This window comes from Mesorhizobium sp. IMUNJ 23232 (genome assembly GCF_044326205.1).
Classification (GTDB): domain Bacteria; phylum Pseudomonadota; class Alphaproteobacteria; order Rhizobiales; family Rhizobiaceae; genus Kumtagia.
Genome location: NZ_JBIRCY010000022.1, coordinates 60,970 through 87,887, shown reverse-complemented (window position 1 = coordinate 87,887; position 26,918 = coordinate 60,970). Strand labels below are relative to the sequence as shown.

Sequence of the window (26,918 nt, the reverse complement as noted above, 5' to 3'; positions counted from 1 at the left end):
CAGGCGGCAGCGATTGTAGCACCGGTCAGCGGCAATGTAAATAATCCTAGGAAAATTTTCTTTGATCTGACGATGCTGTCCGCATAACATCCTGGAAGAGTTCGATTTTTCCGGGAGGCGTGGGTCTGCCTCGACACCTCTCGGGTTTGGGTGCGAGGCCGGCTGGAAACAAGGTCATGCTTGTAAAAGCACGTAGAATCAGGGCCTTGGCCGCAGGTCTCGTGGATTTTCGCGTAACAAGCCGGACCAAGGAGCCATCCGGGCGATGCGACCAATGTTGCAATTCTGTTCGAGTTGCGGGCGGATGGCCGCGGCGGCTCCGCTTGTATCTAGCTAAGTTTCTAGCTATATTTTTCGCATGGCCACGATCAACATGCACGACGCCAAGACGCAGCTTTCCGATCTCGTCGCCCGCGCCGAGGCGGGGGAGGAGATTTTTATCGCCCGCCGCAACAAGCCGGCGGTGCGGCTGGTGCGGGTGCGGACACGCGGCGAAATATTGCCGCCGGTCGAGATGGACCCGTGGGAACACGCGCCCGACGACTACATCCACAAGGACGACATAGCCGCGTATTACCGGCGCTTTCCGCAGGAATGGGACGACATGGTCGAGCGGGTGGGGTTTGGCGAGAGCGAGCAGGCGTCGTTCGACCTGACGGGGCTGCCGGCGGCGGTCGAGCAGGGCAGGGAGTTCACGATCATGAAGGACGGGAAGGCCATCGCGAAAGTGGTGCCGGTCGAGGCGGACCCAAAGTCGCGCGGCTGGGGTGCCTGGGAGGGCCGCTACCGCCTGCCCGACTCCTTCTTCGATCCGCTGCCGGAGGACGAGTTGCGGGCATGGGACGGTCTCGATGAACCTCCTGCTTGATACGCATGCGCTGCTCTGGCTGCTGCTGAAGGACAAACGCCTTCCGCGCGAAACGGCGCTCACCATCATCGATCCCTCGAACACGATTTTTGTCAGCTCGATCAGCGGCTTCGAGATCGCGACCAAGGTGAGCCTCGGCAAGCTGCCGGGCGCGGAGTGGATTTCTCGCGCGTTTGTCACGCTCTGCGCCGACTTCGACTTCATCGAACTGCCGGTCAACAACGCCCATGCGGTGATGGCCGGCGCGTTCAGGCTGGTTCACAAGGACCCGTTCGACCGCGTGCTGGCGGCGCAGGCGATTGTCGAGGGGTTTGGGCTGGTTACGGATGATGGGGCAGTGGAGGTGTTGGGGGCGAAGAGAGTGTGGGTCTGACGCGCTCGTCCGGTGATAGGTGGCAAGGTGAAGAAGGAGCCTATCGCGCTGCCGGCTGATCCCACCGACGCCGAGGATTTCGATGCGACGGCCGAAGCGCTCGATCGTGGCCAGCGTGCGCGGCTGATCCGCACGACACGCACCACGCTCGGTCTGTCGCAGACCGAGTTTGCCGGGCGTTTTCGCGTGCCGGTCGGCGCGCTGCACGATTGGGAGCAGGCACGCGTCAGCCCGGCCGATTTCGCCGTGGCTTATGTCAAGGTGATCGGGAAGTGTCCGGAGATGGTGGCGAAGGCGGTGGCGTAGGAAGGAGCAATGCCCGCGGATGGGCCGCCTTGACCGGCAAAACCCCAGCTTCTGGCGGGCCAGAGAATGGGATCGGAGCAGGGCACAATTTGGGTGGCACGCGAAACGGTTGAAGGGTTCGTATAGTACTCAACACATGCCGCGCACTAGCCCCAACCTCACAGAAATGCGAGGCAAGGTTCTTGATTGAGACGGCAAAAGTGCGATTAAGATAACGCTGGTTATTAAGAGGCGCCGATGGACGAGGATTTTGGGGACGTCAGGAGAAATATAACTCTTTTTCTGCTGTCCTTGCGCCAATCAATCGACCGCCCGTTTCGCGGCAGGGCTCCCGCAGCCGATGGAGAGCGCGAACGATTCATGAATACTATGCTGATGGTTGAAGAGGCACGAATTCGCTTTAATACCTATACACGATACCGTGAAGAACCTACGCTAGATGAGTGGGAAACCGCCCGAAAAGAGCTTCTGAATTTCATAAACACGTTCATTAACTCGCCCGAAATTGATCCCGCCGTTTACAATCGGCGCTTCATCATATCTTCTGCGTTGCAGCGAGACCGCGAGCAGCCAAGTCCATTCGTTCTCTTGTTCGTGCAAAAAGAGGAGCGTCCAATACTGGCTGACGCTTTGATCATATTCCGATCATACCTCGAAGAATTGAATACAAAACTTGCACCTACCCAAGGTTCGCTATCCTTTGTTGATTTAGATCGCATCGTTCCGCGTCAACAGGTGGCGCCTGTTCACTTTGGGATTGTTGACGGACGGATTGTGGTGGCGGATCGATCGCCAATTGCGGCAGAAGCTGACAAGGCGAATATTAAGTCTGCCTTGGAGCATATTCGCGGAAGTGGCGATCACCTAATACGCAATCTAGAAACCTCAAACTGCGATAGACGCTTGCTGGAGAGCGTCAGGGAACTGCAGTCGCAACTAACGGCGGATGCAAACATTGTGAAGATTGGCCTTACAAACATGGCATGCGGGGTGATGTGCGCGCAATTTCAGCGAGAATTACCCGATGCGCTCAATGGAATGCTAAATGCCTACAATGCCAGCATATCGCTTTACGTCGCCCAATTTAAAGAATGGGATCAGTTCACCCAAAAGGCTGCCGCTATAGACTTAGACGAAGACGATGTGGCTGAGGTCGATATGGCCGCAGCGGACCTGATCGCCACGCTTAACAAGAACCCCGATTTAGCTGATCCGGAGGTGCCTAAGACGATCTCCTTCATCAGACAATTTCTATCATTTCCGGGAAATTCATCAAAGCGCGCTGCGTTTGCAATGATACGGACAATTGAGAACTTGGTGTCGAGTATCATCAGACACAGTTTAAACTTTTTCGGCCAAACTGCGGAAAAATTGGTCGACGCTGGTTCGACTGCTGTATCTAAGATGATTATTGGGCTTCTCGGAATTGCACTGATGAGCGCGTCGGGCATCGGACCCGCTGCTGTTCGGGCAGGCGCGCCATGGGTCAAACAGGCGGCCGATATAGTCCAGAAGCAAATTGAAAAAGCTTCTGAGTAAGCCGCCACTGGCCTGAATCTTCGGATCAAGTCCGAAAATGACGAAGCCGAGGACGTTTCTTATTCCGCCGCTTCTCTCTTCCCCGCCTTCGGCCGACGCTCCAGCAACTCCTTCAAGAATTGCCCGGTATAGCTCCTCGGCTCTTCAACGACCTCCTCCGGCGTGCCCTGCGCCACCAGTTCGCCGCCGCCGTCGCCGCCTTCGGGGCCGAGGTCGAGAATCCAGTCGGCGGTTTTGATCACTTCCAGATTGTGCTCGATGACGACCACCGTGTTGCCCTGGTCGACCAGTTCGTGCAGCACTTCGAGCAGTTTGGCCACGTCGTGGAAGTGCAGGCCGGTGGTCGGCTCGTCCAAAATGTAGAGCGTCTTGCCGGTCGCCTTTCGCGACAGTTCCTTGGCGAGTTTGATGCGTTGCGCCTCGCCGCCGGAGAGCGTGGTGGCCTGCTGGCCGATATGGATGTAGCCGAGGCCAACCTGTTTCAGCGTTTCCAGCTTGTCGCGCACGCCGGGGACGGCGGCGAAATAGTCGACGCCTTCCTCGACGGTCATGTCGAGCACGTCGGCGATCGACTTGCCCTTGAACAGCACGTCCAGCGTTTCGCGGTTGTAGCGTTTTCCGTGGCAGACGTCGCAGGTGACGTAGACGTCGGGCAAAAAATGCATCTCGATCTTGATGACGCCGTCGCCCTGGCAGGCCTCGCAGCGGCCGCCCTTGACGTTGAAGGAGAAGCGGCCGGGCTGGTAGCCGCGCGCCTTGGCTTCCGGCAGGCCGGCGAACCAGTCGCGGATCGGCGTGAAGGCGCCGGTGTAGGTGGCCGGGTTGGAGCGCGGCGTGCGGCCGATCGGGCTCTGGTCGATGTCGATGACCTTGTCCAGGAATTCGAGGCCCTCGATGCGGTCGTGGTCGGCCGGGTGTTCGCGCGAACCCATGATGCGGCGCGAGGCGGCCTTGAACAGGGTCTCGATCAAAAAAGTCGACTTGCCGCCGCCCGACACGCCGGTGACGGCGGTGAAGGTGCCGAGCGGGATTTCGGCGGTCACGTCCTTCAGATTGTTGCCGCGCGCGCCGACGACTTTTATGCGCCGGCCTTTCTTCATGCGGCGGCGCTCTTCCGGAATCGCGATTTCCAGCTCGCCGGTCAAATATTTGCCGGTGATCGAGGCGGGATTGGCCATGATCTCGGCCGGCGTGCCCTGGGCGATGATGCGGCCGCCATGGATGCCCGCCGCCGGGCCGATGTCGACGACATAGTCGGCATGCAGGATGGCGTCCTCGTCATGCTCGACGACGATGACCGTGTTGCCGAGATCGCGAAGATGCTTCAGCGTATCGAGCAGGCGGGCGTTGTCGCGCTGGTGCAGCCCGATGGAGGGCTCGTCCAGCACGTAGAGCACGCCGGTGAGGCCCGAGCCGATCTGGCTGGCGAGGCGGATGCGCTGGCTCTCGCCGCCCGACAGCGTGCCGGAATTGCGCGCCATGGTGAGGTAGTCCAGCCCGACATCGTTCAAGAAGCGCAGGCGCTCGCGGATCTCCTTGAGGACGCGCACCGCGATCTCGTTCTGCTTGGCGTTGAGTTTTGCTGGCAGCTCGGTGAACCATGCGTCCGCCTTGCGGATCGACATGTTGGAGACTTCGCCGATATGCAGGCCGGCGATTTTTACCGCCAGCGATTCCGGCTTGAGGCGAAAGCCGTTGCAGGCGGGGCAGGGCGTCGCCGACATGAAGCGCTCGATCTCCTCGCGCATCCAGGCCGATTCGGTCTCCTTCCAGCGGCGCTCGAGGTTGGGGATGACGCCCTCGAACGTCTTTGTCGTCTTGTAGGAGCGCAGCCCGTCGTCATAGTTGAAGGTGATCTCGCGCTCGCCGGTCCCGCGCAGCACGGCGTGTTTGGCCTCGTCGGACAGGCTGGAAAACTTGTCGCCGAGCTTAAAGCCGTAGGCTTTTCCCAGCGCCTCCAGCGTCTGCGCGTAATAGGGCGAGGTGGATTTCGCCCATGGGCTGACCGCGCCGTCGCGCAGCGTGACGTTATCGTCCGGCACGATCAAATTCTCGTCGATGGCGCGCTGGCTGCCCAGCCCGTCGCAGGTCGGGCAGGCGCCGAACGGGTTGTTGAAGGAGAACAGCCGCGGCTCGATCTCCGGGATGGTGAAGCCGGAGACCGGGCAGGCGAATTTTTCCGAGAAAAGAATGCGTTCGTGGGTTTCGTTGGCGGATTTGTTGACGGCGTCGTCGCCGGTCTGGCTGGCGTCGAGCGGCTTGTCGGCAAATTCGGCGACGCACAGCCCGTCCGCCAGCTTCAGCGCCGTCTCGATGGAGTCGGCCAGCCGGGCCGCAAGATCGCCGCGCACCACGATGCGGTCGACCACGACGTCGATGTCGTGTTTGTATTTCTTGTCCAGCGCCGGCGCCTCGGCGATCTCGTAGAACTGGCCGTCGACCTTGACGCGCTGGAACCCCTTCTTCTGGAGTTCCAAGAGTTCCTTCTTGTATTCGCCCTTACGGCCCCGGACGATCGGGGCAAGCAGGTAGAGGCGCGTGCCTTCGTCAAGCGCCAGCACGCGGTCGACCATCTGCGAAACCGTCTGGCTCTCGATCGGCAGGCCGGTGGCGGGCGAATAGGGGATGCCGACGCGTGCGTAGAGCAGGCGCATGTAGTCGTAGATCTCGGTGACGGTGCCGACCGTCGAGCGCGGGTTGCGCGAGGTGGTCTTCTGCTCGATCGAGATCGCCGGCGAGAGGCCGTCGATCTGGTCGACGTCCGGCTTCTGCATCATTTCGAGGAACTGGCGGGCATAAGCCGAGAGAGACTCGACGTAGCGCCGCTGGCCCTCGGCATAGATGGTGTCGAAGGCGAGCGAGGATTTGCCCGAGCCCGACAGGCCGGTCATCACGACGAGGCTGTCGCGCGGCAGGTCGAGATCGACGTTCTTCAGATTATGCTCGCGCGCGCCGCGCACCGAAATGTATTTGTGGTCGGCCATGCCGCTCCGCCGCCTGTCAATGATCGAGGGTCCTGGCCGGCCCGTCGCGAACCGCCTTCGCCTATGTAGGTATGCCGGCCGCCATGTCGAGGCTCCGCCAAAGGCGGATTTAGGCGTCTTTGGCCGTGTTGGGCAAGCAAAAAGAACAAAGGCCGAACAACCCTCCTGACAAAGCCGTTGGGCCAGACGGGGCGATGCCGGCGTCGATCACATTTTTCGTAGGCTAAGCATCTTGGGTTGACGCGGGCGGCGTGGCTTGGCAAACTCTCTTTGTCGCCTGGGAAAAGATCAGTACGGCTGGTCGAAATGGCGGAAAAGCCGGTCTGCGAGACGCCGCGGACCAAATTCCCGGCTGGCATTTGTTGAACGAACACGGGAGCGAGGCATGACTCCACCGGGCAGTTCCACAAGGCTCCGCGCCTGAGCAGGAGCCGGCGGCAAGCGAACGGCCGGGATGATATCCGGCAGGCAGAGTTGGCCGTTTCCCCCCCACAATCAGAGACTGCTAGTCGGGTCGTTGGCTGACGCCGCGAAGCACCCGAATTGAAAGCCGGTAAAACACTCCCGGCAGGGGTAAAATCCCGGAAACCCTGTCCGCTCTGATGAGCGGCAGGGTTTCGTCTTTGTGGATGGCCCAGACAAAATCCTCTCCTGTCATCGCGTCGGATCGGCCTTGCCGTTAAGATGCCCGCGACCGTCCCTTACGAAGCCGGCAGGAGCCCAATGTCGAAAAACCATGAACTCGCCGGCCTGATCAAATGGTCCAACCGGGACGAATGGCAGGATCTGTTCGACGACGTCTTCGACGAGCATTTCGGCCTGGCTTTCGAGGACTACGGCATCGATTTCGAGCAATTGGAGAAACTGATCGGCGAAACGGAGATGCGCAATCTCTGGGGTTGCGCCTTCGAGGATTTCCTTACCCGGCCGGGATCGGAGGATGACGAACGCACCATCGTCGACGACTATTTGAAACGGCGCGGCTGGAAGGAATCCCCGTCGGTTCGCCGCTACATGGAGGCGCTCCGCGACTCGCTGTTCAGTCTCTACGAGGTCAGCGAGATCGTCCCCGGACAGTCCATGCTGTTGCGCGATCTGATCCGCGGTGGCGAACCCGTGCGCGTGACCGAACATACGGCGACGCGTAGCTTGCAGAATCTCGACCGGCTCGGCTGCAGGGTCGTCGAGGTGTCCGGAAAACACCGCCTCGCCGGCGGAATGGCGACTTTCAGCGAAGCAGCCTTTGCCGAGTTGATAGTGGCGGTTTCCGAGCCGTTGAAGCGTATAGTCGAGGAAGCATCGAAGCAGGAAAGTCCACCCGATGCCGATACGATGGGGATCGATTTTACGGAACTTGCCGAAACGATGTTCCTGCACGGCTCGGCGCCGGAGTTCACCGCGATCTGGCTGGAGGACCGGCTGAACGGCAAGATCGACAAGGTGCCGCCACCGCGTTTCAACAGTGATGGCGAGGAGCTTTCGTTCCACACGATCACCTATCCGCTGACGCCCGGCGCCTCGGTCGACGCGATAGCCCGGCGCCTCGGCGAAATTCCCGAACTGCTGGTGGAGGAAGAACATTTGTGGAACTGGACGGAACCCGCGGATGCCGGTGCTCCCGCCACGCCGTCCGCCAAGGTCTCGCATGTCGAGGGCGAGCGGCTGCATATCGAGCTTGAGGATGGCACGCCGGTTTTCGCCACGATCGAGCTGACGGCGGACATGCTGGTGGTGTCGGCCAATTCGAAGCAAAGGGCCGACCGCGCCAAGCTCATGCTGAAGTCGGTCCTCAAGGGACAGATCGGACAGCCCGGCACGCAGATTCATAACCTGGAAGAACTGGCCGCGTTGGAAGACGGCGAATCTCCTGCCGCGGACGATGTCCTCGCGAAGCTCCTGGATCTGCCGCTTGACGTACTCGATGACGCGACGCCGCGCGAAGCCGTCAGGACCGAAAAAGGACGGAACCAGGTCGTGAAATGGCTTGAGGAAACGGAGGAATGGGCCAAGGAACGCCCTGAACTCGCCGGCTACGATTTCGGCTGGATGTGGGAGGAACTCGGGATCACCGACCGCAGGAGCAGGCCGAATTGAAACCAAGCTCGCCTTCCGCCTGACGGCCGGATCAGCGCGGCTGCGTCGGCAGCGTGCCAGCGCGTATGTCGACCCTGAGATAGCCTGAAATCTTGACGTCCCAGTCGCCCATGCGGATGAAGCCGTCGCCGTCCTTGGACGCCGGCTCCAGCGGTTCAGCGAGCGGCTTGACGATTGGTTCCGGCTGCTGGACGCCGGGGAGGGTGGTCTTGGGTATTTGGTCGGCGAACGCCGGCGCGGTGGCGGCGGATGCGGCCAGTACCAGGACGGCGACAGGAAGACGAGCAAGGATCATCTCGCAGATTATAGGTGCGATGCCGCCGAAAGCAAAACGCCACCGCCTGCGCTCCTGACATTTTTCGCTGGCGTTAAGTGAACAAAACAAGTACAAAACAAATTGTGGACAGGCCGCATGAATTTCCGTCGAGCGCCGCGCCGGGCGCGCCGATCGGATAGGATGCGGCCGAGCTTGCAGACAGCCAAACTTAGGACAAGCGCGGAGAAGTGTTATGGCGGGTAGCGTGAACAAGGTCATTCTGGTGGGCAATCTGGGCGCTGACCCGGAAATTCGTCGGCTGAATTCGGGCGATCCGGTCGTCAATTTCCGCATCGCCACCTCGGAGACCTGGCGCGACAAGAACTCCGGCGAGCGCAAGGAAAAGACGGAGTGGCACAACGTCGTGGTCTTCAACGACAACCTCGCCAAGGTGGCCGAGCAGTATCTGAAGAAGGGCATGAAGGTCTATGTTGAGGGTCAGTTGCAGACCCGCAAATGGCAGGACCAGAGCGGCCAGGACCGCTACACCACCGAGGTGGTGCTGCAGAAATTTCGGGGCGAGTTGCAGATGCTCGACGCGCGCGGTCAGGGCGGCGACGGCGGCCAGGTCGGTTATTCCGGCGGCGGGCGATCGGATTTCGGCCAGTCTTCGCCCGGCGATGATTACGGCGGCGGACGCGGCGGCGGAGGTGGTTCGCGTGGCGGCGGTGGCGGTTCGTCCCGTGACCTCGACGACGAGATTCCGTTCTGAGCTGATTGCCGCGCCGAAGCGGCGTTTCGCCGCTTCGGTCCATGCAATTCTTGATCGATTGCCGGTGCTTACGCCGCCATCAGCGCCTTGATGCCGTCGGCGACGAACTGCACCGCCAAGGCGGCGAGGATGACGCCGAGCAGGCGGGTGAGAATCGTGCGGCCGGTCTGGCCGAGAAAACGGTCGACGCGCTCGGCAAGCACGAAGACGAGATAGGTGAGCCCCAGGCAGACCAGGATGATGCCGACCAGCGCGCTTTTCGCCGTAATGCCCTGAAAGCTGCCGGAGAGCAGAACCGTCGCCGAGATCGCGCCAGGTCCGGCGATCAGCGGGATGGCGAGCGGGAAGGCGGCGATATCCTGGATCTGGTCCCTGGTGATCGCCATGTCGGCGCTTTTCTCCTTGCGGTCCTGGCGCCGCTCGAACACCATCTCGAAGGCGATGTAGAAAAGCAGCAGCCCGCCGGCGACGCGGAAAGCCGGCAGCGTGATGCCAAGTCCGCTGAGCACAACCGCGCCCACGATGGCGAACAGGATCAGGATCGCCGAGGCGATCATGGTGGCGCGGACCGAAACCTGGGTCCGCTGCTCGCGGCTCATGCCGCGTGTCAGGGCGAGGAACAGCGGCGCCAGCCCCGGCGGATCGATGGTCACCAGCATCGTCAGGAAGGCGTTGAGAAGACTGTCGTAGCTCGGCACGTTCCCCTCCGCGCCCGGGATTTTTCCAAGTCGTAGCGTGTGCGCGCCGAACTTGCCAGAGCGACCTTCTTGCACGCAATGCCAACGGTTTCTGGGCCGGCCTCGATCAAGGCGCGTGCCTTGGCGATCCGATCGGGCGACGGTTGCGACACTTTGCTGCCGTAATTTCCCGGTCTATGCGCCATCGCTTGCGGCGACATTTCGACCGGTCTTCCTATCGCGATGAAATCGCTTGGGAAAACGGTCCGGCAAAAAGCCGTGCAAAGTCGCCGGCGGCAGGCCCGGATATTGGAGAAAACGCCGCCGTTCCTATATAAGCGGAAGATGATTCCCGAACCTTTTTTGTGATCGATTTTGACCGACCAGACCCCTCCGCGCGGCCCCGAAGACCCATCCGGCATCGAGCCGATCTCCATCATCGAGGAGATGCAGCGTTCCTACCTCGATTACGCCATGAGCGTGATCGTCAGCCGCGCGCTGCCCGACGTGCGCGACGGGCTGAAGCCGGTGCACCGCCGCATCCTCTTCGCCTCGCATGAGAGCGGCTATCACTGGAACCGCAAATATGTGAAGTCGGCGCGTCCGGTCGCAGACGTCATGGGTAAATACCATCCCCATGGCGACGCCTCGATCTATGACGCGCTGGTGCGCATGGCGCAGGACTGGTCGATGCGCGTGCCGCTCATCGACGGGCAGGGCAATTTCGGCTCGATCGACGGCGATCCACCGGCGGCGATGCGCTACACGGAATCGCGCCTCACCAAGGTCGCGCACGAACTGCTCGAGGACATCGACAAGGAGACCGTCGATTTCCAGGACACTTATGATGCTTCCGGAGAAGAGCCGAAGGTTCTGCCGGCCCGTTTTCCGAACCTGCTGGTCAACGGCTCCGGCGGCATCGCCGTCGGCATGGCGACCAACATCCCGCCACACAATCTCGTCGAGGTCGTCAACGCCTGCATCGCGCTGATCGATAATCCGGCGATCGATCTGCCGGAGCTGATGGAGATTATCCCAGGGCCGGATTTCCCGACCGGCGGCATCATCCTCGGCCGCTCCGGCATCTACAACGCCTATGCCACCGGCCGCGGCTCGATCATCATGCGCGGCAAGGTGCATACGGAAACGATCCGTGGCGACCGCGAGGCGATTATCGTCACCGAAATCCCCTTCCAGGTGAACAAGGCGACGATGCAGGAGAAGATGGCCGAACTGGTGCGCGACAAGCGCATCGAGGGCATCTCCGACATCCGCGACGAGAGCGACCGGCAAGGCTACCGCGTCGTCATCGAGCTGAAGCGCGACGCCAACGCCGAGGTCATCCTCAACCAGCTCTACCGCTTCACGCCGCTGCAGACCTCGTTCGGCGCCAATGTGGTGGCGCTGAACGGCGGCAAGCCGGAAGTGCTGTCGCTGATCGACATGCTGAAGGCTTTCGTCTCCTTCCGCGAGGAGGTGATCAGCCGCCGCACCAAATATCTGCTGCGCAAGGCGCGAGACCGCGCCCATATCCTCGTCGGCCTGGCGATTGCCGTCGCCAACATCGACGAAGTGATCAAGGTGATCCGCAACGCCTCCGACCCGGCAACGGCGCGCGAGCAGTTGATGACGCGGCGCTGGCCGGCGGCCGACGTCGAGGCGCTGATCCGGCTGATCGACGATCCGCGCCACCGCATCAACGAGGACGGCACCTACAACCTTTCGGAAGAACAGGCGCGCGCCATTCTTGCGCTGCAACTGTCGCGCCTCACCGCGCTCGGCCGCGACGAGATCGCCGACGAGCTCAACAAGATCGGCGCGGAAATCTCTGATTTCCTTGACATTTTGTCGTCTCGCGCGCGCATCATGCAGATCGTCAAGGACGAGCTTGCGGTGGTACGCGATGAGTTCGGCACGCCGCGCCGCACCGAGCTTGTCGATGGCGGCGCCGATATGGACGACGAAGACCTGATCCAGCGCGAGGACATGGTCGTCACGGTCACCCATGCCGGCTACATCAAGCGCGTGCCGCTGTCGATCTACCGGGCGCAGGCGCGCGGCGGCAAGGGCCGCTCGGGCATGGCGACCAAGGACGAGGATTTCGTCACCCGCCTGTTCGTCGCCAACACCCACACGCCGGTGCTGTTCTTCTCGTCGCGTGGCATCGTCTACAAGGAAAAGGTCTGGCGGCTGCCGATCGGCAATCCGCAATCGCGCGGCAAGGCGCTCATCAACCTGCTGCCGATCGAGAGCGGCGACCGCATCACCGCGATCCTGCCGCTGCCCGACGAGTCGGAGTGGGGCACGCTCGACGTGATGTTCGCGACCACGCGCGGCACCGTGCGGCGCAACAAGCTCAGCGACTTTGCCGACGTCAAGCGCAACGGCAAGATCGCCATGAAGTTCGATGAAGAGGGCGACGCGATCCTCGCCGTCGAGACCTGTACTGATAATGACGACGTGCTGCTGACCGCCGACAGCGGGCAGTGCATCCGGTTCGAGGTCAGTGATGTGCGCGTCTTTGCTGGCCGTTCCTCCCAGGGCGTGCGTGGCATCTCGATGGGTGAAGGCGATCGTGCCATCTCGATGACCATTATTGAGCATGTCGACGCGTCGCCGGCCGAGCGCTCCGCCTATCTGAAGCGATCCGTCGCGGAGCGCCGGCTGCTCTCCGAGGCCGGCGAGGAGGAGGACGTCGCGCTGACCAATGAGGAGGTCGGCGAGGATGCGCAGCTTTCCGACGAGCGCTACGAGGTGCTGAAGGCGCACGAGCAGTTCGTGCTGACCGTCACCGAATATGGCTACGGCAAGCGCTCCTCGTCCTATGATTTCCGCCTCACCAATCGCGGCGGCAAGGGCATCCGAGCCACCGACGTGTCGAAGGTCGACGAGATCGGGCGCCTGATCGCTGCCTTCCCGGTCGGCAATGACGACCAGATCATGCTGGTGTCGGACGGCGGCACGGTGATCCGCGTGCCCGTCCACAACATCCGCTTCGCCAGCCGCGCCACCAAGGGCGTCACCATCTTCAACACCGGCGAAGGCGAGAAGGTCGTGTCGGTCGAGCGCATTTCCGAGCCGGAGTCGGATGAGGAAGAGGTCCCGCAGGCCGAGGCAGGGCAAGCCGAACCGCCCTCTGAGCCTTCGCCGGAATAGTTTTGCATGACGGCGCGGCCGCTCGCCGCGCCGTCGCAGCCATATCGCCGGATCGATCCGCCGCCACGCCCGCAACGATCCGTCGGGCGCGCCGGGGCGGCGGCTCTGTTACTTTCCTTGTCCGGCGCGCATTTTGCCCGTTACAGTCGGCTTCTACGACAGGGTTCAGCCAGTTTCACCGGCGCTGCGCGTCCGGTCCGCTGGCGGAAGGAGCGACCCATGACCGAAGCTACGGCGGTTGCCGAGACCGAGGATGGCGTGGAACTCACCGTCGACGACGCCGTCGAGATGGCGGTCGAGCTGATGCGCAAGAAGCAGTTGAAGGGCGCTGCCGAAATCCTTGAAAGCGTTCTAGAAATCGAACCCGCCCGCGCCGACGCGCTGAACTATCTCGGCGTCGTCCGTTTCCATCTCGACGGGCCTTCGAAAAGCATCGAGATATTGAACCGCGCCGCCGAAATGGCGCCCGCCCATGCCGGCATCCGCAACAATCTCGGCAATGCCTATGTCGAACTCGGCGACACCGACGCGGCGGTGGCCGCCTATGACCGGGCGATCGAGCTCGACCCCAATCTCGCCGATCCGTACGCAAACCTCGCGGCGATCGTGAAATATGCCGGCAATGACGGTTTTGCCGAAAAACTGCTGCGCAAGGCGATCGACATCAATCCGGAATTCGGCGTCGCCCACCAGAACCTCGCCGCCATCCTGCTGGACACCGGCCGGGCGCGCGAGGCGATCGACTATTTCTGGAAGGCGACCGTGCACCTGCCGGACAAGGGCGTGCCGGCGCATTTTTTGGCGCTGGCCTACTGGTTTGCCGGATTGAAGGACCTGGCGATCGACTTCGTGAAGAAATGGGCGGACGCCAATCCCAACGACGCGCAGGCCCAGCACATGCGCGCCTCGATGACCGGCGAGAACGTGCCGGACCGGGCCTCCGACACCTATGTGCGCAAACTGTTCGACCAGTTCGCCAGTTCATTCGACGCGAAACTCGACAGCCTGGAGTACCGCGCGCCGGAACTGGTGGGCGACGCGGTCAGTGCCGCTGTCGGCAAGGATGCGGTGGGCCTAGCCATCCTGGATGCGGGCTGCGGTACTGGAAAATGCGCAAAATATTTCAAGCCGCATGCGGCGCGACTGGTCGGCGTCGACCTGTCGGGCGGCATGTTGACCAATGCCAACAAGCTTGGCCTCTACGATTATCTGGAGCGCGCCGAACTGACGGAGTATCTGCTGTCGCAGCCCGACGCCTACGACGTCGTCGCTTCCGCCGATACGCTTTGTTATTTCGGCCGGCTGGAGGAATTTTCCGCGGCCGCGGTTTCCTCGCTTCGGCCGGGCGGCGTGCTGGTCTTCACGGTCGAAGCCCTCGACGGTTCGGCGGAGGACTTTCGGCTCGCGGTCAACGGACGCTATACGCACAGCGAGCCGTATGTGCGGAAATGCCTGGGCGAAGCGGGCTTGCAGGTGGTTTCGTGCGGGCGGGAAAAACTCAGGACCGAGAATGCGGAGCCGGTAATAGGATTGGTCGTTACAGCTCGGCTTTCGCGCCTATTCTAGCGACAGGACCGAATGGGAGGGCCTCAGCGCTGGTTGCGGACGCCAAAACCCTGGTTCTGCTTGGCCTTGCTCTCGACCTTGATGCGTTCGGCTTCGTCATGAAGTCCGAAGACTGTCGCGATCAGCATCGCAAGGGTCATTGCGGCAGCGAGCATCGTGATCATCATGGCGGCGTTCTCCTGTCTGCGGTAACGCGGGTCTTGGCCTTTGGTTTCATATATGGGTATCGACTTCGCCGGGTGCTGATGAAGCTTTCGTGAACATTCTCCCGGCGGCCTGAGCTTCGGCTTCAGGTTGGTGAACAGTTTATTGCCGTGCTGCCGTCCACTCTTTCTTTTCCGGTATGGCGGTTTCGAATTTGAACGGTCACTCGCTTGGCGGATGACGGCCTGGCCGAATTGCCTTTGAGCGGGCGGCCCGCTAGAAGCACCGGCCATGACGGAACGCATCGCCATCTATGCCGGCTCCTTCGACCCGCTGACCAACGGCCATCTCGACGTGCTGAAGGCGTCGCTGGCGGTGGCTGATGTGATCCATGCCGCGATCGGCATCCATCCCGGCAAGAAGCCGCTGTTCACCTTCGAGGAACGCGTCGATCTCATCGAGGCCACCGCCAGGGCGGAACTGGGCAAGAACGCCGACCGCATAAAAGTTGTCTCCTTCGATGGACTGCTCGTGGACGCGGCCCACAGGGTTGGCGCGTCGATCATGATCCGCGGGCTGCGCGACGGCACCGACCTCGACTACGAGATGCAGATGGCTGGCATGAACGAGACCATGGCGCCCGACCTGCAGACCGTTTTCCTGCCGGCCAGCCCTTCGGTCCGCACCATTACCGCCACACTTGTCCGGCAGATCGCGTCGATGGGCGGCGACATCCGGCCGTTCGTTCCGGCCGTCGTCGCCGGTGCGCTGAAGAAGAAATTCGAGACGTAACCCCAGGAATCGGGAGAGTTCCTTCCATGCAGTTCAAAATGTCCCGGCGGCAGTTCGCCGCCTCGCTGGCCGTCATCGGCTCGTTGGCGTTCCTTGCGCCGGCCCAAGCGGCCGATCCGGAAAATACGATGATCATCACGCTGAAGGACGGCGACGTGACCATCGCGCTGCGCCCTGATCTCGCGCCAAAACATGTCAAGCAGATCAAGGCCCTCGTGCGCGAGGGCGCTTACGACAATGTCGCCTTCCACCGCGTCATCGACGGTTTCATGGCGCAGACCGGCGATGTGCAGTTCGGCGACATGGCCGGCGGCTACAATGCGGACCGCGCCGGCACCGGCGGTTCCGACAAGCCGGACCTGCCGGCCGAGTTTTCCGCCGAGCCCTATGTGCGCGGCGTCGTCGGCATGGCGCGCGCGCAGGATCCTGATTCCGCCAATTCGCAGTTCTTCATCATGCTGGCGCCTAATCCCGGCCTGAACGGCCAGTACACGGTGGTCGGCGAGGTCGAGAGCGGCATGGAACTGGTCGACAAGATAAAAAAGGGCGATCCCGACCAGAACGGGGTTGTCAGCGAGCCCGACCGCATGCTGAAAGTCCGCATCGCCTCGGACAAGTAGCGTCCGAACCATTCCCGTGCGGCTGAAGCCGGGACAGCATCAATCCAAGGAAAAAGATATGGCCGAGATCAAGGATCGCGAGCAGGCGCTCATCGTTGAAACCACCAAGGGAAAGGTCGTCATCGAGCTTTTCCCGGATCTGGCGCCCGGCCATGTCGCGCGCATCAAGGAACTGGCGCGCGAAGGCGCCTATGACGGCGTCGTTTTCCATCGCGTCATCGACGGCTTCATGGCCCAGACCGGCGACGTGAAGTTCGGCAAGTCGGGCGGCGCCTCCTTCAACCCGTCTCGCGCCGGCATGGGCGGCTCGGACAAGCCGGACCTCAAGGCCGAATTCTCCAACGTCAATCATGGCCGCGGTACGTGCTCGATGGCGCGCGCCCAGAACCCGAACTCCGCCAATTCGCAATTCTTCATCTGCTTCGGCGATGCGAGCTTCCTCAACCGCCAGTACACGGTCTGGGGCCAGGTCATCGAGGGCATGGAGAATGTCGACAAGATCAAGCGCGGCGAGCCGGTCGTCGATCCCGACAAGATCGTGTCGATGAAGGTCGCGGCGGACGTCAAGGCCGCCTGACGGCCAACATCGGCAGGATCGCATGCGATGATGGGGCTTGTCTGGTCGGTTCTCGGCATATTGTCGGGCGCCTTCATTGCCGTTCAGGCGCCGATCAATGCGCAATTGGCGCGCGGCCTCGGCCTTCCCGTCGCGGCCGCCGCCTTCTCGTTCCTGTCCGGCGCAGTGGTGCTGGGCATCCTTTCAATCGCCTTCACCCGCTACAACGACGTCTCGCTCGACTGGCGGGCGCCCGCGCCCTGGCTGTTCGTCGTGGGCGGCATCCTGGGCGCCTCCTACGTCACCCTCTCGACCATCCTCATCCCGCGCATCGGCGCCGCGGCGCTGATGGCGTTCCTTGTCGCCGGGCAGTTGCTTGCCGGCATGCTGCTCGACCGCATCGGCTTTCTCGGCATGGCGGTGCGTGAAATTTCGCTCGGGCGCGTTGCCGGGGCCGTGCTTTTGCTTGCCGGTGCGCTGCTGGTGCGCTTGTACTAGGATCGGTCGAGACTTGCCGGCGCGGGATCGATGATGAAGCGTTTTTTCCTTTTTCTTGCGGGACTGTTGGCATCGGCCGTTCCGGCGATGGCGACCGGCGAGATTTCCCGCGGCAACGGCAAGGGTGTCGGCGTCGATCTGCTGGTCGGCCATGTCGACGTGCTGAGCATCTCACGCCTCGTAGTTACCATCGGTGAGAAAGTCTGGTCATCAACGCCGGAAAGCTGGCCGGGAACACCGATTGCCGTCGGCCAGGCCTTCGAAGACGACAGCCAGCTTGTGCTCGACATCACGGATGACGCGGTTTCCGAAGTCATCGGCCGGCTGCGCGTCTTCAAGGCGAGCGAGGGGGAGACATCGGTAGCCGGCGGAGTCTTTTCCTGGAAGGGCGAGGGCGCCTACGTCGTCGATTGCTCCGAGCCCGAATGAAAGTCGATCTCTTCGATTTCGATCTGCCCGATGAGCGGATCGCGCTGCGCCCCGCCGAACCGCGCGACTCTTCGCGGCTGCTGGTGGTGCGGTCCGATGGCGCGCTCGAAGACCGTTCTGTGCGCGAACTGCCTGGGCTGCTAAGGCCCGGCGACGCGCTGGTCTTTAACGACACGAGGGTCATTCCGGCGCAGCTTCGCGGCATCCGTCGGCGCGGCGAAGCGAGCGCGCATATTGATGCCACCCTGCATATGCGGGTGGCGCCGGACCGGTGGCTCGCCTTCCTGCGGCCGGGCAAGCGCGTGGCGGAAGGCGACCGCATCAGTTTTGGCCATGACGGCAATGTGTGTTTCCTTGGCGCGCTCGACGCCACTGTGGTGGAGAAGCGCGAAGCCGGCGAGGCGCTGCTTGCCTTTGACCTCTCCGGCGCCTTCCTCGACGAGGCGCTGCATGCTGTCGGCCACATCCCGCTGCCACCCTATATCGCCTCGAAACGCGACGACGATGCGCGCGACCGCACGGACTACCAGACTGTCTATGCCCGCGAGGAGGGCGCGGTCGCGGCGCCGACCGCTGGCTTGCATTTCACGCCCGAACTTTTCGCCGCGCTGGATAAGGCCGGGATCGAACGGCATTTCGTGACGCTGCATGTCGGCGCCGGCACGTTTTTGCCGGTCAAGGCCGACGACACCGCCGATCACAAGATGCATGCCGAGACCGGCACGGTTTCGGCGGAGACGGCGGCGGCGCTCAACGCCGTCCGGGCAAGGGGAGGGCGTGTCGTGGCGGTCGGCACGACGTCGCTACGCCTGCTGGAGAGCGCGACGGCTGAGGACGGCACCATTGGCGCCTGGTCCGGCGCGACGTCCATCTTCATGACGCCGGGCTACCGGTTTCGCGCCGTCGACGTACTGATGACCAATTTCCATCTGCCGCGCTCGACCCTGTTCATGCTGGTTTCCGCCTTTTCCGGCCTTGAAAACATGCGCGCCGCCTATGCGCATGCGATCGAAAGCGGCTATCGTTTCTACTCCTATGGCGATGCGGGGCTGCTGTTTCGCAAGGAGCCGTGACCATGGACGAAGATTTGGAGACGATGGACCGCGCGGCACTCGCTGCCGAGGTCCGCAAGCTGCGCGGTGCCATCCGTACTCACCGCGATGCGACCGGTCACGATCTCTGCTGGCACCATCCCGACCTATGGGAGCTCTTGCCGGAACGGACAAAACCGTCCATTGCGGTGCCGCCCTGGCCGAAATTCATGCGCGGCTGCATCCGCTACCGCGCCTCGCTCGACCGGCAGGCCGCGAGTGCCCCCATCCACGACAAGGAATATGATGGCTGAACAATTCGGCTTCAAAGTGCTGGCGACGGACGGAAACGCCCGGCGCGGCGAAGTTCTCATGCCGCGCGGAACGATCCGCACGCCGGCCTTCATGCCGGTCGGCACCGCTGGCACGGTCAAGGCCATGTATCTGGATCAGGTCCGGGCGCTGGGCTCCGACATCATTCTGGGCAACACCTATCACCTGATGCTCAGGCCGGGCGCGGAGCGTGTCGCGCGGCTCGGCGGCCTACACGAATTCGCGCGCTGGCCGCATCCGATCCTCACCGATTCCGGCGGGTTTCAGGTGATGTCGCTGTCGAAGCTGCGAAAACTGACCGAGCAGGGGGTGACTTTCCGCTCGCATATCGATGGCGCGGCCTACGAGATGTCGCCGGAACGCTCGATCGAGATCCAGGGTTTTCTCGGTTCCGACATCCAGATGCAGCTCGACGAATGCGTCGCGCTGCCCGGCGAGGAGAAGGACATCGAGCGCGCCATGGAGCTATCGCTGCGCTGGGCCGAGCGTTGCAAGACGGCCTTCGGCGACCAGCCGGGCAGGGCGATGTTCGGCATCGTCCAGGGCGGCGACAAGCCGCATCTGCGTGCGCGTTCCGCGCAGGCGTTGAAGGCGATGGATCTGAAGGGCTACGCCGTCGGCGGGCTGGCGGTCGGTGAGCCGCAGGCGGTGATGCTCGACATGCTGGAGATCACCTGTCCGGAACTGCCGGCGGAAAAGCCGCGTTATCTGATGGGCGTCGGCACGCCGGACGACATCCTGAAATCGGTGGCGCGCGGCATCGACATGTTCGACTGCGTGATGCCGACCCGCGCCGGCCGCCATGGCCTCGCCTATACGCGGCGCGGCAAGGTGAACCTGCGCAATGCCCGCCACGCCGACGACCCGCGCCCGCTGGACGAAGAGAGCGACTGCCCGGCGGCCCGCGCCTATTCGCGCGCCTATCTGCACCATCTCGTGCGCTCGCAGGAGGCGCTGGGGGCGATGCTGCTCACCTGGAACAATCTTGCCTACTACCAGAGCCTGATGGGGCAGATCCGCGACGCCATCGAGGCCCGCGCGTTCGCCGAGTGCTCGGCGCTGATCTCGGAACAATGGGCGCGGGGGGACGTGTCGCCGCTCTGATTGGCAAGCTTATCCCGTGAGACCGATTGCGAAATCTCAGGTGCTCAACGTTTTCGACGCCTTCAGGCTCACCCCGGTGATCTTGTAGGTCCCGTCGGGCTGCCGCTCGAGCGTATAGACGGCTTCATAGTCCTTGCCGTCGGGTCCAACGATCAGCACCTGCTGGATGACCGAGGTGGCTCCCATCTCCTCGGATTTGCCGAAGGCGTAGCTCTGCGGCTTGTAGACGGGCTGATAGGCGCCAGTCACCATGCCCATGAAGGTTTCCAGCGTCGGAAAGATTTTCTTGATGCCCGGCGCCGCGTAGCCGTACGCGGCGGCGTTGTCACCGCGTTTGAACGCCTCGATCTGGGCGCCGATAGTGTCTTGCGCCGCCTTGATCTCGGCCTCGCCGGCCAGGGCGTCGGCAGAGAGCAGGGGCAGGAGCAGGAGGGCGAGAAACATGCGGCGCATGGCGGTTGTCCTCTGCGATGCGTTGGCGGGCGCGGCGCATTCGCCCATATTCACAATACGAGGATTCGGGTCGGCTGGTTTCGCGTGGCATCGTCGGTCGGCCATGTTTTTCCGGTCCGATTTGCCCAACGCTTCCGCAAAGCCGCTGCGCAGTCTGCCCGCATCTTGGGCAAAATTCGCCATTTGCCTGTTTCGATCGCGCAACCATCCGATTGCGCTTGCTTTTCTGGATCAACGCATTTGAAATGCAGGCATAGGGGAGTGCGCGCTTGGTTGCGTTCGATGAAATGTCGCCGGAAAAATCCGGTATCCGCAGACCGTATTTCGGCTATGACAGTTGGCTCAAGGAGCAGGACACCGTCCGGCTGACGGAAAAGACGCGCGACGCCGAGCGTGTCTTCCGCAAGACCGGCATCACTTTCGCCGTCTACGGCGAGGCCGAGTCCGCCGAGCGCCTCATTCCATTCGACATCGTGCCGCGCATCATTTCCGGCCAGGAATGGCGCCGCCTGACGCATGGCATCGAACAGCGGGTGCAGGCGCTCAACGCCTTCCTCGACGACATCTACCACCGGCAGGAGATTCTGCGCGCCGGCCGCGTGCCGAAGGAACTCATCGCCAACAACGAGGCGTTCCTGCCCGAGATGATCGGCGTGCGCCCGCCCGGCGGCGTCTACACCCACATCATCGGTGTCGACATCGTGCGCACCGGCGAGGACGAGTTTTTCGTGCTGGAGGACAATGCACGGACGCCTTCCGGCGTCTCCTACATGCTGGAGAACCGGGAGACCATGATGCAGCTCTTTCCGGAGTTGTTCCAGCGCGTGAAAGTGCGGCCGGTCGAGGACTATCCAAAACTGCTGCGCCAGTCGCTTGCCGCGGTGCGCCCGGATGGCGTCAAGGGGACGCCGACCATTGCGGTGCTGACGCCCGGCCTCTACAATTCCGCCTATTTCGAGCATGCGTTCCTCGCCGACCAGATGGGCGTCGAACTGGTCGAGGGCCAGGATCTGCGCGTCGTCGATGGCCACGTTGCGATGCGCACCACCGAAGGCTTCAAGCAGATCGACGTGCTCTACCGCCGCGTCGACGACGCCTTTCTCGACCCGCTCACCTTCAATCCGGACTCGGCGCTGGGCGTACCGGGCATCATGGACGTCTACCGCGCCGGCAACATCACCATCGCCAACGCACCGGGCACCGGCATTGCCGACGACAAGGCGATCTACTCCTACATGCCGGACATCATCGAGTTCTATACCGGCCGCAAGGCGATCCTCGGCAACATACCGACCTGGCGCTGTTCCGAGCCGGACAGCCTGAAATACGTGCTGGAGCACCTGTCAGAACTGGTGGTGAAGGAAGTCCACGGCTCCGGCGGCTACGGCATGCTGGTCGGCCCGACGGCCTCGAAGAAGGAACGCGAGGAGTTCGGCAAGAAACTTGCGGCGCGGCCGTCCAACTACATTGCCCAGCCGACGCTGTCGCTGTCGACCTGCCCGATCCTCACCGAAAAGGGTCTCGCGCCGCGCCATGTCGACCTGCGCCCCTATGTGCTGGTCTCCGACCGCATCCAGATCGTGCCTGGCGGCCTGACGCGCGTGGCGCTGAAGGAAGGTTCGCTGGTGGTCAATTCGTCTCAGGGCGGCGGGACGAAGGATACGTGGGTGTTGGATGATTAGGATGGGCAATAGGCAATAGGCAGTAGGCAGTAGTCCGCATGGGCGAGGTTCGCGAAAATCAGACTCTGGAGAAGGCCATCGAGTCCTATCGGGACTTGCGTGTGTGGAGGGCCGGTATTGAATTGACCGTAGCCTGCTATGCCGAGACAAAGAATTTTCCACAAACTGAAACTTATGGCCTGACTTCGCAGATTAGGCGCGCCAGTACGTCCATTCCGGCCAACATCGCCGAGGGCTACGGACGCGATCAGGCCGGATCCTACGTTGAGTTCCTACGCGTTGCCCAAGGTTCGCTAAAGGAGTTGGAAACGCATGTGATTGTGGCGAAGGAAGTCGGCTATCTGAGTTCGCACCAGGAAGCTCGTTTGCTTCAGAAATCGGATGAGGTCGGGAGGATGCTGCGCGCCCTGATCCGGGGCTTGCAAAGGACTATGTGAATGCTTTTGCCTATCGATCCTTTTTTCCTCTACTGCCTACTGCCTAATGCCTACTGCCCCTTTGCAACCCACAGGACCCCCTGACATGCTTCTGGGTCGCACCGCCAACGGCCTCTACTGGATGAACCGCTATATCGAGCGGGCGGAGAACATGGCTCGGCTGCTCGATGCCGGGCTGCGCATGGCGCTGACCCGCACGGCGAGTTCGGCAGAGGAGTGGAACTCGGTCGTGGTCAGCGCCGGCTGCGAAATTTCCTTCCGCAACCGCCACGCGGACGTCTCTGCGCCGGCGGTGGCCGACTTCCTGCTGCGCGACACGACAAATTCATCGAGCGTGCTGTCGTCGATCGAAACGGCGCGCAGCAACGCCCGCATGGTGCGCACGGCGCTGACCCGCGAGACGTGGGAATCGATCAACGAAGCGTGGATGGCGATCAAGCGTGCGCTGGCGCGGCCGGTCGACGAGCGCGACCTGCCGAGCGTGCTCGACACCATCAAGCGGGAGACCGCGCAGATACGGGGCACGTTCCATGGCACCATGCTGCGCAACGAGATCTTCGATTTTTCGCAGCTCGGCACGCTGATCGAACGCGCCGACAACACCGCACGCATTCTCGACGTCAAATATTACGTGCTGCTGCCGTCCATCCATTGGGTCGGCTCGTCGCTCGACAACTACCAGTGGGAATCGATCCTGCGGTCGGTGTCGGCGCACCGTTCCTATCGCTGGGTCTACGAGGCCGATTACAGGCCGACCAACATCGCCGAATACCTCATTCTCGACGCGCGCATGCCGCGCTCGCTGGCCTTCTGCTACCGCAACCTCGCCGACAGCCTCAAATATCTCGAGGAAGCCTATGGCGTGAAGCACGAGTGTCACGAGACGCTGGCCGCGACCACAGCCAAGCTGAAGGGCTCGACGATCAAGCAGATTTTCGATTCCGGCCTGCATGAATTCCTGACGGGTTTCATCCAGGACAACAACCGCCTCGGCGACGAGGTGGCGCGCAACTACCGTTTCTATTAAAAGCTCATTCGACCGCCCGGGCCGCTTCCGTTCATGCGTCTGAAAATCACGCACCGCACCGAATATCGCTACGACGTCCCCCTGCAATACGGGCTGCAGCGGCTGCGGCTGACGCCGCTCAGCGGCTCGACCCAGGCGATCGTGTCCTGGGCGCTGAAGATCGAGGGCGCGCGCGAGGAACTGCGTTTCGTCGACCAGTTCGGCAACGACACGAGGCTGGTCAGCGTCGAGGGCGATCCGCATGTCGTGTCGGTCGAGGCCGGCGGCATCATCGAATCCTTCGATACGTCCGGCATTACCGGCCAGCACCAGGGTTTTGCGCCGCTATGGCTGTTCCAGCGCCAGACCGCGCTCACTGTGCCGGGCGAGGAGATCGAGCATCTTGCAGCGACGATCCAGCCGGCCAGCGAACTCGACCGGCTGCACGACCTGATGGACGCCATCGCCAGCCGGGTGCACTATGCCGTCGGCGTCACCGACGCGGCCACCACTGCCGAGCAGGCACTGAAACTCGGCAGCGGCGTCTGCCAGGATCATGCCCACATCTTCATCGCCGCCGCCCGCTGCCTCGGCTTTCCCGCGCGCTATGTCAGCGGTTACCTGTTGATGGACGGCACGGTGAACCAGGTCGCCAGCCACGCCTGGGCGGAGGCGCATGTCAGCGCGCTCGGCTGGGTCGCCTTCGACGCCGCCAACCGCATTTCGCCGGACGAACGCTACGTCCGCCTCGCGGTGGGCCGCGATTATCGCGAGGCCACGCCAGTTTCCGGCATTAGGCTGGGACAGGCGTCGGAAGCGCTTGCGGTCCAGATCACGGTAGAGCAGTAATCCGCGACCTGTTTGAATTTTGGGCAGCGCGAGATTCGGGCTAAAAGCCGAGCGTGTCTCTCGATATGCCCGAGCGGAATTGTTTCGATGACCTATTGTGTCGGCCTCAAGATCGATCGCGGGCTCGTGTTTATGTCGGACACGCGCACCAATGCCGGCATCGATTCGATCTCCACCTTCCGCAAGATGCATGTGTGGGAAAAACCGGGCGAACGTGTCGTCGTGCTGATGTCGGCCGGCAATCTCGCCACCACGCAGAATGTCGTCAGCCTGCTCAACGGCCGCGCCAAACCGCTGGAGGAGCGCAAGCCGGCGGTGCTGGAGACGCCCTCCATGTACCAGACGGCGCGCCTCATCGGCGACACGGTCAAGGAGGTCATCCTCGGTTCCTCGCCGACCGGCCAGAAGGCCGATAGCTATTTCAACGCCTCCTTCATCCTCGGCGGCCAGATACGCGGTTCGGTGCCGCGCCTGTTCATGATCTACCCCGAGGGCAATTTCATCGAATCGACCGACGACACGCCGTTCTTCCAGGTCGGTGAGACCAAATACGGCAAGCCGATCATCGTCAGGACCTACGACCGCGAAATGAGTTTTGCGGAAGCGGTGAAGTTGCTGATCGTCTCGTTCGATTCGACGCTGAAATCCAACCTCTCGGTCGGCCTGCCGCTCGACCTTCTGTTCTACGAGACGGACGCTTTTCGCGTCGGCGTGCAGAAGCGCATCGGCCAGGACGATCCCTATTATCGAACGGTTTCCGACGGTTGGTCGAACGCGCTGAAGAACGCCTTCAAGAGCCTGCCGGATTTTCCGGAGACTTGAGCGCGGCGCTGCTCATCGGCTCTTGCGGCCGAACACATGCCAATACCTCGGATTTGGTGCGCCTCACCAAATCCGAACGCCGCAAAATCGAATTGCTCTAAAAGATCACGAAATCCGCGTTGGTCAGCGCCAGCCCGGTGGAAACGATCGCGAACCGAACAGCGACCGACGAGCCGCTTCCATCGGCGTCATAGCTCAGCGATCCGGTCATAGAGGATACGATGGTCGGCTGTGGTCGCTGTCGCGCCGATGTGGAAGGCGCCGGCGGCAAGCGTTCCAACCGGTCCGGCAGCAGCGAAGATGCGGTCATCCAGCCGGATCGTGTCGTCTGCCACGGCGACATCTGTGATCTCGTCGATATTGCTTATTTCGATATAATAGTCGTCGAAGAGAGTGGAACTGAACACGAAACTGTCCGCTCCATCTCCGCCAATCAATGTATCGTGGCCACCATAACCCCTCAGGGTGTCGTTGCCCGCGCCGCCGTCGATGACATTGTCTTGCTGGGTGCCGGCAAGCGAGTCATTGAAGCCTGTGCCCAGAAGATTGTCGATCGCGTAAAACACGTCTCCGAAGGCTTCGCCCGTGTTGTTGGCCGTATTCTCCAGGCTTACGTTCACTCCGGCTGCCGCGCTGGCATAGGACGCGGTATCGTAGCCGCCCGAGCCGGCGCCAGGGGTGCCAGGCCAGCCAAGTATGTATAGGCCGCTTAGCGTGTCCGCGCCCGCTCCACCGATCAGCATGTCGCTGCCTTCACCGCCAAGCAGCGTGTCTGCGCCCGCTCCGCCGATTAGCATATTGCCATAATTGGACCCGCGCAGCACCTCGATCGAATTGTAGGTATCTCCCGCCGCCAGGCCGGTGTTGGCTGCTGGATTGGCAACGCTCAAGATCAAAGCAGTCGTGGCGTCCGAATAGTCCGCGGTATCAACTCCGGCGCCGCCACTCAAATAGTCGGCTCCAGCGCCGCCCTGGAGTGTGTCGTTATTTTCGCCGCCGAAGAGATTGTCGTTACCCTTGCCCCCCTTGAGCAGATCGTCGCCGGCGTAACCCCTGAGCGAATCCATTTTGTCGCCGCCGTCGACAAAATCGACGCCGTCCCCCCCGTCATATGCCCACCCCAGGCCATTGAAATACGAGCTGAACGGCGTGATGTTGCCGGCCAGCAATTGCGCGATCATCGACGCGTTGGCGTTGACGTCGATCGCCAGGCCGGAAAGCTCAAGCACCAACGGCCCGGCAGGCGGATAGCTGCCGCCGAGCACTGCTCCTTCGAGACGATCTTGATCGATGTGATGGTCCCGCCATTCGGCTGCCCACCGCCATAGGTCAGGCCGGAGCCCTCGAAGACGAGGCTTTGCTGCCGCAATGTGAACTGGCCGGGGTCGTCCTCCGTCGAGGTGCCCCATACGAAACCACTGACCGCGGCGTGGATGAGGGTGCTGCCGGCGGCCTCCGCAGCCCGGTCAAGCTGTTGTAATATCGTATTGTTCCAGCCGTAGAAATAGGGGAGGCCGTCGGTGGATACATGCTGAGTCGCGAGCGGCATCTTTCTGTCCCTCCGGATATTC

General features: G+C 62.3%; 28 protein-coding genes. 21 read left to right on the top strand and 7 right to left on the bottom strand.

Annotation, left to right across the window (positions count from 1 at the left end; genetic code table 11):
• Positions 1-358: 358 nt before the first annotated feature.
• The 4 genes from ACH196_RS17420 to ACH196_RS17405 all read left to right on the top strand — a co-directional run bounded on the left by ACH196_RS17420 (position 359) and on the right by ACH196_RS17405 (position 3,086).
• A complete protein-coding gene (locus ACH196_RS17420; protein ID WP_396648176.1) occupies positions 359-868 on the top strand; it encodes a type II toxin-antitoxin system Phd/YefM family antitoxin in 510 nt (169 codons plus the stop codon).
• The gene (locus tag ACH196_RS17415; protein WP_396648175.1) at positions 852-1,241 is read left to right on the top strand and encodes a type II toxin-antitoxin system VapC family toxin; all 390 of its coding nucleotides are present in this window, start codon (positions 852-854) and stop codon (positions 1,239-1,241) included. The genes ACH196_RS17420 and ACH196_RS17415 overlap by 17 nt, the downstream gene beginning before the upstream one ends.
• Positions 1,242-1,268: 27 nt before the next feature.
• Positions 1,269-1,547 (top strand): helix-turn-helix domain-containing protein, encoded by a 279-nt coding sequence (locus tag ACH196_RS17410; RefSeq protein WP_396648174.1) that lies wholly within the window; start codon positions 1,269-1,271, stop codon positions 1,545-1,547.
• A 237-nt stretch (positions 1,548-1,784) separates the two neighbouring features.
• Complete coding sequence (locus ACH196_RS17405) at positions 1,785-3,086, top strand: hypothetical protein (protein WP_396648173.1); 1,302 nt, start codon at positions 1,785-1,787, stop codon at positions 3,084-3,086.
• Between the two features lie 59 nt (positions 3,087-3,145).
• On the opposite strand, the gene uvrA is transcribed toward ACH196_RS17405, so the two are convergent.
• A complete protein-coding gene (uvrA, locus tag ACH196_RS17400; protein WP_396648172.1) occupies positions 3,146-6,070 on the bottom strand; it encodes an excinuclease ABC subunit UvrA in 2,925 nt (974 codons plus the stop codon).
• A 723-nt stretch (positions 6,071-6,793) separates the two neighbouring features.
• Between uvrA and ACH196_RS17395 the strand changes: the two genes are divergently transcribed.
• Entirely contained in the window at positions 6,794-8,164 is a 1,371-nt protein-coding gene (locus ACH196_RS17395; RefSeq protein WP_396648171.1) for a hypothetical protein, read from the top strand.
• A gap of 31 nt (positions 8,165-8,195) precedes the next feature.
• On the opposite strand, the gene ACH196_RS17390 is transcribed toward ACH196_RS17395, so the two are convergent.
• The gene (locus ACH196_RS17390; protein ID WP_396648170.1) at positions 8,196-8,459 is read right to left on the bottom strand and encodes a hypothetical protein; all 264 of its coding nucleotides are present in this window, start codon (positions 8,457-8,459) and stop codon (positions 8,196-8,198) included.
• A 214-nt stretch (positions 8,460-8,673) separates the two neighbouring features.
• Here ACH196_RS17390 and ACH196_RS17385 point away from each other — a divergent pair, with 214 nt between their 5' ends.
• The gene (locus ACH196_RS17385; RefSeq protein ID WP_396648169.1) at positions 8,674-9,192 is read left to right on the top strand and encodes a single-stranded DNA-binding protein; all 519 of its coding nucleotides are present in this window, start codon (positions 8,674-8,676) and stop codon (positions 9,190-9,192) included.
• Between the two features lie 68 nt (positions 9,193-9,260).
• Here the strand turns inward: ACH196_RS17385 and ACH196_RS17380 are convergent, their stop codons facing one another.
• On the bottom strand, positions 9,261-9,890 hold the full coding sequence (locus ACH196_RS17380; RefSeq protein ID WP_396648168.1) for a MarC family protein: 630 nt from the start codon (positions 9,888-9,890) through the stop codon (positions 9,261-9,263).
• A gap of 354 nt (positions 9,891-10,244) precedes the next feature.
• Between ACH196_RS17380 and gyrA the strand changes: the two genes are divergently transcribed.
• Entirely contained in the window at positions 10,245-13,025 is a 2,781-nt protein-coding gene (gene gyrA, locus ACH196_RS17375) for a DNA gyrase subunit A (RefSeq protein WP_396648167.1), read from the top strand.
• Positions 13,026-13,244: 219 nt separating this feature from the next.
• A complete protein-coding gene (locus ACH196_RS17370) occupies positions 13,245-14,591 on the top strand; it encodes a tetratricopeptide repeat protein (protein WP_396648166.1) in 1,347 nt (448 codons plus the stop codon).
• A 23-nt stretch (positions 14,592-14,614) separates the two neighbouring features.
• On the opposite strand, the gene ACH196_RS17365 is transcribed toward ACH196_RS17370, so the two are convergent.
• Positions 14,615-15,046, bottom strand: a complete 432-nt coding sequence (locus ACH196_RS17365) for a hypothetical protein (protein ID WP_396648165.1) — start codon at positions 15,044-15,046, stop codon at positions 14,615-14,617.
• Here ACH196_RS17365 and coaD point away from each other — a divergent pair.
• From coaD to tgt, 8 genes are read left to right on the top strand one after another with little or no spacing between them, the layout of a single operon-like run.
• The gene (gene coaD, locus ACH196_RS17360; RefSeq protein ID WP_396648164.1) at positions 15,027-15,527 is read left to right on the top strand and encodes a pantetheine-phosphate adenylyltransferase; all 501 of its coding nucleotides are present in this window, start codon (positions 15,027-15,029) and stop codon (positions 15,525-15,527) included. The two genes, ACH196_RS17365 and coaD, sit on opposite strands and share 20 nt — an antisense overlap.
• Positions 15,528-15,565: 38 nt before the next feature.
• Positions 15,566-16,147, top strand: coding sequence for a peptidylprolyl isomerase (locus ACH196_RS17355; protein ID WP_396648198.1), 582 nt, complete (start codon positions 15,566-15,568; stop codon positions 16,145-16,147).
• Positions 16,148-16,205: 58 nt separating this feature from the next.
• The gene (locus ACH196_RS17350) at positions 16,206-16,724 is read left to right on the top strand and encodes a peptidylprolyl isomerase (RefSeq protein ID WP_396648163.1); all 519 of its coding nucleotides are present in this window, start codon (positions 16,206-16,208) and stop codon (positions 16,722-16,724) included.
• A 27-nt stretch (positions 16,725-16,751) separates the two neighbouring features.
• Entirely contained in the window at positions 16,752-17,201 is a 450-nt protein-coding gene (locus tag ACH196_RS17345; RefSeq protein WP_396648162.1) for a DMT family transporter, read from the top strand.
• A 33-nt stretch (positions 17,202-17,234) separates the two neighbouring features.
• On the top strand, positions 17,235-17,630 hold the full coding sequence (locus ACH196_RS17340; RefSeq protein ID WP_396648161.1) for a hypothetical protein: 396 nt from the start codon (positions 17,235-17,237) through the stop codon (positions 17,628-17,630).
• The gene (queA, locus tag ACH196_RS17335) at positions 17,627-18,703 is read left to right on the top strand and encodes a tRNA preQ1(34) S-adenosylmethionine ribosyltransferase-isomerase QueA (protein ID WP_396648160.1); all 1,077 of its coding nucleotides are present in this window, start codon (positions 17,627-17,629) and stop codon (positions 18,701-18,703) included. The genes ACH196_RS17340 and queA overlap by 4 nt, the downstream gene beginning before the upstream one ends.
• A gap of 2 nt (positions 18,704-18,705) precedes the next feature.
• Positions 18,706-18,975 carry a hypothetical protein gene (locus tag ACH196_RS17330; RefSeq protein ID WP_396648159.1) on the top strand — a complete coding sequence of 90 codons (270 nt, stop codon included), beginning with the start codon at positions 18,706-18,708 and terminating at the stop codon, positions 18,973-18,975.
• Complete coding sequence (tgt, locus tag ACH196_RS17325) at positions 18,968-20,098, top strand: tRNA guanosine(34) transglycosylase Tgt (protein ID WP_396648158.1); 1,131 nt, start codon at positions 18,968-18,970, stop codon at positions 20,096-20,098. The genes ACH196_RS17330 and tgt overlap by 8 nt, the downstream gene beginning before the upstream one ends.
• Positions 20,099-20,134: 36 nt before the next feature.
• On the opposite strand, the gene ACH196_RS17320 is transcribed toward tgt, so the two are convergent.
• On the bottom strand, positions 20,135-20,734 hold the full coding sequence (locus ACH196_RS17320; protein WP_396648157.1) for a DUF4864 domain-containing protein: 600 nt from the start codon (positions 20,732-20,734) through the stop codon (positions 20,135-20,137).
• A gap of 86 nt (positions 20,735-20,820) precedes the next feature.
• Here ACH196_RS17320 and ACH196_RS17315 point away from each other — a divergent pair, with 86 nt between their 5' ends.
• The 5 genes from ACH196_RS17315 to ACH196_RS17295 all read left to right on the top strand — a co-directional run bounded on the left by ACH196_RS17315 (position 20,821) and on the right by ACH196_RS17295 (position 25,347).
• A complete protein-coding gene (locus tag ACH196_RS17315; protein WP_396648156.1) occupies positions 20,821-22,233 on the top strand; it encodes a circularly permuted type 2 ATP-grasp protein in 1,413 nt (470 codons plus the stop codon).
• 38 nt (positions 22,234-22,271) lie between these two features.
• Positions 22,272-22,670: a four helix bundle protein gene (locus ACH196_RS17310; RefSeq protein WP_396648155.1), complete on the top strand. Its 399-nt coding sequence runs from the start codon at positions 22,272-22,274 to the stop codon at positions 22,668-22,670.
• A gap of 85 nt (positions 22,671-22,755) precedes the next feature.
• Positions 22,756-23,697 (top strand): alpha-E domain-containing protein, encoded by a 942-nt coding sequence (locus ACH196_RS17305; RefSeq protein ID WP_396648154.1) that lies wholly within the window; start codon positions 22,756-22,758, stop codon positions 23,695-23,697.
• Positions 23,698-23,730: 33 nt separating this feature from the next.
• On the top strand, positions 23,731-24,525 hold the full coding sequence (locus ACH196_RS17300; RefSeq protein ID WP_396648153.1) for a transglutaminase domain-containing protein: 795 nt from the start codon (positions 23,731-23,733) through the stop codon (positions 24,523-24,525).
• Between the two features lie 87 nt (positions 24,526-24,612).
• Entirely contained in the window at positions 24,613-25,347 is a 735-nt protein-coding gene (locus tag ACH196_RS17295; protein ID WP_396648152.1) for a peptidase, read from the top strand.
• Between the two features lie 188 nt (positions 25,348-25,535).
• Here ACH196_RS17295 and ACH196_RS17290 read toward each other — a convergent pair whose 3' ends face one another.
• Together ACH196_RS17290 and ACH196_RS17285 are read right to left on the bottom strand one after the other, a co-directional pair.
• Positions 25,536-26,576, bottom strand: coding sequence for a calcium-binding protein (locus ACH196_RS17290; protein ID WP_396648151.1), 1,041 nt, complete (start codon positions 26,574-26,576; stop codon positions 25,536-25,538).
• Positions 26,525-26,896 (bottom strand): hypothetical protein, encoded by a 372-nt coding sequence (locus ACH196_RS17285; protein ID WP_396648150.1) that lies wholly within the window; start codon positions 26,894-26,896, stop codon positions 26,525-26,527. The genes ACH196_RS17290 and ACH196_RS17285 overlap by 52 nt, the downstream gene beginning before the upstream one ends.
• Between the last annotated feature and the right edge of the window lie 22 nt (positions 26,897-26,918).

Bases quoted from the DNA above. Each gene is read 5' to 3' on its own strand.
- ACH196_RS17340 (WP_396648161.1), top strand. From the start codon at position 17,235: ATGAAGCGTTTTTTCCTTTTTCTTGCGGGACTGTTGGCATCGGCCGTT.
- ACH196_RS17415 (WP_396648175.1), top strand. From the start codon at position 852: ATGAACCTCCTGCTTGATACGCATGCGCTGCTCTGGCTGCTGCTGAAG.
- coaD (WP_396648164.1), top strand. From the start codon at position 15,027: ATGACGGAACGCATCGCCATCTATGCCGGCTCCTTCGACCCGCTGACC.
- ACH196_RS17295 (WP_396648152.1), top strand. From the start codon at position 24,613: ATGACCTATTGTGTCGGCCTCAAGATCGATCGCGGGCTCGTGTTTATG.
- ACH196_RS17390 (WP_396648170.1), bottom strand. From the start codon at position 8,459: ATGATCCTTGCTCGTCTTCCTGTCGCCGTCCTGGTACTGGCCGCATCC.
- tgt (WP_396648158.1), top strand. From the start codon at position 18,968: ATGGCTGAACAATTCGGCTTCAAAGTGCTGGCGACGGACGGAAACGCC.
- ACH196_RS17330 (WP_396648159.1), top strand. From the start codon at position 18,706: ATGGACGAAGATTTGGAGACGATGGACCGCGCGGCACTCGCTGCCGAG.
- ACH196_RS17405 (WP_396648173.1), top strand. From the start codon at position 1,785: ATGGACGAGGATTTTGGGGACGTCAGGAGAAATATAACTCTTTTTCTG.
- ACH196_RS17370 (WP_396648166.1), top strand. From the start codon at position 13,245: ATGACCGAAGCTACGGCGGTTGCCGAGACCGAGGATGGCGTGGAACTC.
- ACH196_RS17350 (WP_396648163.1), top strand. From the start codon at position 16,206: ATGGCCGAGATCAAGGATCGCGAGCAGGCGCTCATCGTTGAAACCACC.
- ACH196_RS17365 (WP_396648165.1), bottom strand. From the start codon at position 15,046: ATGGCGATGCGTTCCGTCATGGCCGGTGCTTCTAGCGGGCCGCCCGCT.
- ACH196_RS17310 (WP_396648155.1), top strand. From the start codon at position 22,272: ATGGGCGAGGTTCGCGAAAATCAGACTCTGGAGAAGGCCATCGAGTCC.
- ACH196_RS17395 (WP_396648171.1), top strand. From the start codon at position 6,794: ATGTCGAAAAACCATGAACTCGCCGGCCTGATCAAATGGTCCAACCGG.
- ACH196_RS17285 (WP_396648150.1), bottom strand. From the start codon at position 26,896: ATGCCGCTCGCGACTCAGCATGTATCCACCGACGGCCTCCCCTATTTC.
- ACH196_RS17355 (WP_396648198.1), top strand. From the start codon at position 15,566: ATGTCCCGGCGGCAGTTCGCCGCCTCGCTGGCCGTCATCGGCTCGTTG.
- ACH196_RS17345 (WP_396648162.1), top strand. From the start codon at position 16,752: ATGATGGGGCTTGTCTGGTCGGTTCTCGGCATATTGTCGGGCGCCTTC.
- ACH196_RS17385 (WP_396648169.1), top strand. From the start codon at position 8,674: ATGGCGGGTAGCGTGAACAAGGTCATTCTGGTGGGCAATCTGGGCGCT.
- queA (WP_396648160.1), top strand. From the start codon at position 17,627: ATGAAAGTCGATCTCTTCGATTTCGATCTGCCCGATGAGCGGATCGCG.
- ACH196_RS17305 (WP_396648154.1), top strand. From the start codon at position 22,756: ATGCTTCTGGGTCGCACCGCCAACGGCCTCTACTGGATGAACCGCTAT.
- ACH196_RS17320 (WP_396648157.1), bottom strand. From the start codon at position 20,734: ATGGCGAATTTTGCCCAAGATGCGGGCAGACTGCGCAGCGGCTTTGCG.
- ACH196_RS17420 (WP_396648176.1), top strand. From the start codon at position 359: ATGGCCACGATCAACATGCACGACGCCAAGACGCAGCTTTCCGATCTC.
- uvrA (WP_396648172.1), bottom strand. From the start codon at position 6,070: ATGGCCGACCACAAATACATTTCGGTGCGCGGCGCGCGCGAGCATAAT.
- ACH196_RS17300 (WP_396648153.1), top strand. From the start codon at position 23,731: ATGCGTCTGAAAATCACGCACCGCACCGAATATCGCTACGACGTCCCC.